Genomic DNA, 3,732 nt, shown 5'->3' with positions numbered 1-3,732 from the left:
TGCTCTAAGCTGCGCGGCCCGCCGGGGCGACGAGGTGCCCACCAGCGAACCCGCGGGCAACTCCCCGAGGACCAGGCCGTCGCGCGCCACCAACGCATCGCGAGGGTCATTTCGGGCCGGGATGGCCGCGATCGTGAACCTCGGATCATCGGCGGTTGGCAAATCCTTGTGCGAGTGCACAGCGGCGTCCACGCGGCCCTCTTCGATGGCCTCCCTCAACGCCGTCGTGAAGACACCGACCCCCAACGTGTCGATTGGCGCCGACGAGCGGTCACCCGCGGTGGAGATGGTCACCAACTCGGCGGGGTGCCCGTTGGCGATCAAAGCGTCCCTGACGACGCCGGCCTGGGTGGTGGCCAAGAGACTGCCCCGAGTGCCTATCCGGATCACGTTCGCCAATCGGCTACTCGACCGGAGGTGTCGGGCCGGCATCGAATCCGTTTGATACCACTGGCAATTCGCCCGCAGCAACGGCGTCGACGGCAGTCTGGTCAAGTTCGAAGAGCTCGCGCAACGCCTCGGCGTAGCTGTCGCCGCCCGGCGCGCTGGCGAGCTGTTTGATCCGCACGGTCGGTGCATGAAGCAGCTTGTCCACCACGCGTCGCACGGTGCGGGCCACCTCCTCGCGCTGGGAGCTCTGCAGCCCGGGCAGTCGGTTGTCCAGGCGCAACAGCTCCGCCTCCACCACATCGGCGGCGCGTTGACGCAACGCGGTCACCGTGGGGGTGACCTCGGCCATCCGCTGTCCCGCCAGGTAGGAGGCGACTTCGGCGGCCACGATGTGGCGGGCGGCGTCGACGTCGCCGGCCGCGGCGTGCGCTGACGGCTCGTGCTGCACGCGGTCCACGTCGACGACCCAGACGCCGGGCAGTCCGGCCACTGCCGGGTCGACGTCGCGCGGCATGCCCAGGTCGCAGATCACCAGCGGGTGGTCAGTCTCGTCACGCTGTCCGGCGGCCAGCGCGTGATGCACGTCGGCCAGCGAGACCACCGGGCTCACGGCGCCGGTGCAGCTGACCACGATGTCGGCGCCGGCCAGTGCGTCTGCCAGGCGGTCGAGCGGCAGCGCGTTGGCCTGCACGCCCGATTCGCGGATCTTGCGGACCAACCGCTGGGCCCGCGACAGCGAGCGGTTGAGTACCTGAATGTGCTGGATGCCGGCGCGCGTGAGGTGCGCCGCCGACAGGGCGCCCATCGCGCCCGCGCCGACCAGCACGGCGGTCTTGCCCGACAGTCCGCCCAGCCGGCGTTCGGCCAAGGTCAGGGCGACCGACACCACAGAAGCACCCGCGGCGTCGATGGCGGTCTCGGAATGCACCCGCTTGCCCACCGACAATGCGCGCTGGGCGAGCTCGTGCAGGACGCGGCCCACGGTGCGGTTGGCCTCGGCGGCGGCGTAAGCGCGGCGCACCTGACCGAGCACCTGCTGCTCGCCGATCACCGCGGAATCCAGGCCGCTGGCCACCGCGAACAGGTGCTCGACGGCGGCCTCGCTATAGCGCACGTACGCGTACTTGGTCAGGTCCGCCATCGACATTCCGGAGTGTTCGGACAGCACCTGCCCGATCACCGCCAACCCGCCGTGGAACGCGTCGACCACCGCGTAGACCTCGACCCGGTTGCACGTCGACAACACCATCGCCTCGGTCACCAGCGGCGACTGCAACACCCGGTCGACGATCTTGACCTGATCGGCCTCGTCGATACTCAGTTGTTCCAGGACCGATACCGGCGCACTGCGGTGCGAAACCCCGAAAAGCAGGACGCTCACGGCAGCATCACCTGGCCAGCTCCCTTGCTTCTTCCAGTAACTGAACTGCTGTCCACGGTAAACGTTTATCAGCTGGGCTACCAAATAATTGCCACGCTGCCCGCCCCGGCCGGACTGCCCCGATCACCGGGCCAGATCCATACGCAGCCGCGCCTCGTCGATCTCCCAGTAGCTGTGTTCGCGGCCGTTGAGCAAAATCACAGGCAGCCGGTCGCCGAACTCGGCCCGCAGCCCCGGGTCGCCGGCCGAGGCGGCGGCGTCGACGTCGGTCATCGAGAGGTCGAAGTCGAGCTCTGCGGCCAGCTCTTGCAGCCGGGCGTGCACCTGGGCGCACATGGTGCACCCGTCGCGGGTCAACAACTCCACGTGCGGCCGGCTGGCGGCTTCCCCGGCGGCCTGGGTCATGACTACCAGTGTGGCAGCGGGTGAATTGTGGGGCGGCGCTGCATTGGCTAGCTTGCCGCTATGGCTGCCGATGCGACGCTGCGTGTCGATCTGACGGCGCTGCAGGGTTGTTCGGCCTCGCTCGGCGGTGCGGCCGAGCATCTGATGAGTCAACTGGCCGAGCTCGACGATCAGGTGGGCCGGCTGCTGGCCGGCTGGCGGGGCGCGTCGGGGACCGCGTACGGCTCGGCGTGGGAACTGTGGCAGCAGGGGGCTCGCGAGGTGCAGGTGGGCCTGTCGATGCTGGCGCAGCTGATGGCTCAGGCCGGCGCTGCTTATCGGGAAAACGAGGCCGAATCCGCCCGGGCGGAGCGGGCGGTGCGCGGTGGCTGAGCCGTTTCGGGTGGACCCCGAAGCCTTGGCCGACGCGGTGCAGCGGATGGCCGCTTTCCAACGCTACGCCGAAGACATGATCAGCGAAATCGATTCCCGCATAACGTGTTTGCATGCCACCTGGACGGGTGAAGCCGCCGCGGCGCACGCTGAGGCTCATCAGCACTGGGTCCGCGGTGAAGCGATGATGCGCGCGGCGCTGGCTCGAATGAGCGCCGCGGGTGCGACCGCGCACGCCAACTACACCGGCGCGGCATCAACGAATCTCGGCATGTGGTCGTGAGCTGAGGCCCCGCCGGCCCCCGACATCTGCCCGATAGGGTTGGATACCGGCCACTCGATGGCCTCGGGCGGCACGGCATCTAGGGAGGTTTGGCGATGACTTCCTCTGACCCTGTCGACGCGGACCCCACCGGCAGCGTCGACCTGGAATCGCTGGCCGCCAATGCCAGCGCCGCCCGCGCGATCGAAGGCATGCAGGAGGCGGCCGCGACGCAGGATCGCCCGCAGCCGCCGATCGACCTGACCGCGGCCGCGTTCTTCGACGTCGACAACACCCTCGTGCAGGGCTCCTCGGCGATTCATTTCGGGCGCGGGCTGGCGGCGCGGCACTACTTCACGTATCGCGACGTGCTCGGATTCGTCTATGCGCAGGCCAAGTTCCAGGTGCTTGGCAAGGAAAACAGCGACGACGTCGCCGCCGGACGGCGCAAGGCGCTCGCCTTCATCGAGGGCCGATCTGTCGACCAGCTGGTCGACCTGGGCGAGCAGATCTACGACGAGATCATCGCCGACAAGATCTGGCCCGGCACCCGCGAACTCACGCAGATGCATCTCGACGCCGGCCAGCAGGTGTGGCTGATCACCGCCACCCCGTACGAGCTCGCGGCGACCATCGCCCGGCGGCTCGGGCTGACCGGCGCGCTGGGGACCGTCGCCGAATCGGTCGACGGGGTGTTCACCGGCAGGCTGGTCGGCGAAATCCTGCACGGCACCGGAAAAGCCCATGCCGTGCGGTCGCTGGCAATCCGCGAGGGGCTCAACCTCAAACGCTGCACCGCCTATTCGGACAGCTTCAACGACGTGCCGATGCTGTCGCTGGTGGGCACGGCGGTGGCCATCAATCCCGACGCCCGGCTGCGGACCCTGGCCCGCGAACGGGGCTGGGAGGTCCGCGACTTCCG

At 68.9% G+C, this 3,732-nt stretch carries 5 protein-coding genes and 1 pseudogene; 3 read left to right on the top strand and 3 right to left on the bottom strand.

Annotated features, from left to right (window positions below):
* The 3 genes and pseudogenes from JOZ00_RS12315 to JOZ00_RS12305 all read right to left on the bottom strand — a co-directional run.
* Positions 1-390: pseudogene (locus JOZ00_RS12315) on the bottom strand (hydroxymethylbilane synthase); the annotation flags it as partial.
* Positions 391-403: 13 nt separating this feature from the next.
* Positions 404-1,771: a glutamyl-tRNA reductase gene (locus tag JOZ00_RS12310; protein WP_293344205.1), complete on the bottom strand. Its 1,368-nt coding sequence runs from the start codon at positions 1,769-1,771 to the stop codon at positions 404-406.
* 123 nt (positions 1,772-1,894) lie between these two features.
* Entirely contained in the window at positions 1,895-2,176 is a 282-nt protein-coding gene (locus JOZ00_RS12305) for a glutaredoxin family protein (RefSeq protein ID WP_293344203.1), read from the bottom strand.
* Between the two features lie 60 nt (positions 2,177-2,236).
* Between JOZ00_RS12305 and JOZ00_RS12300 the strand changes: the two genes are divergently transcribed.
* The 3 genes from JOZ00_RS12300 to JOZ00_RS12290 all read left to right on the top strand — a co-directional run.
* Positions 2,237-2,548 (top strand): WXG100 family type VII secretion target, encoded by a 312-nt coding sequence (locus tag JOZ00_RS12300; RefSeq protein ID WP_293344201.1) that lies wholly within the window; start codon positions 2,237-2,239, stop codon positions 2,546-2,548.
* Positions 2,541-2,831, top strand: coding sequence for a WXG100 family type VII secretion target (locus JOZ00_RS12295; RefSeq protein ID WP_293344200.1), 291 nt, complete (start codon positions 2,541-2,543; stop codon positions 2,829-2,831). Before JOZ00_RS12300 ends, JOZ00_RS12295 begins: the two co-directional genes overlap by 8 nt.
* A 95-nt stretch (positions 2,832-2,926) precedes the next feature.
* The coding region (locus JOZ00_RS12290; protein ID WP_293344199.1) for an HAD-IB family hydrolase at positions 2,927-3,732 on the top strand (806 nt) is incomplete at its 3' end.

Origin of the sequence: Mycobacterium sp., assembly GCF_019243155.1 — a bacterium.
GTDB lineage: Bacteria > Actinomycetota > Actinomycetes > Mycobacteriales > Mycobacteriaceae > Mycobacterium.
The sequence above is the reverse complement of the archived record's forward strand: the minus strand, read 5'-3'. Positions and strand labels throughout refer to the sequence as shown.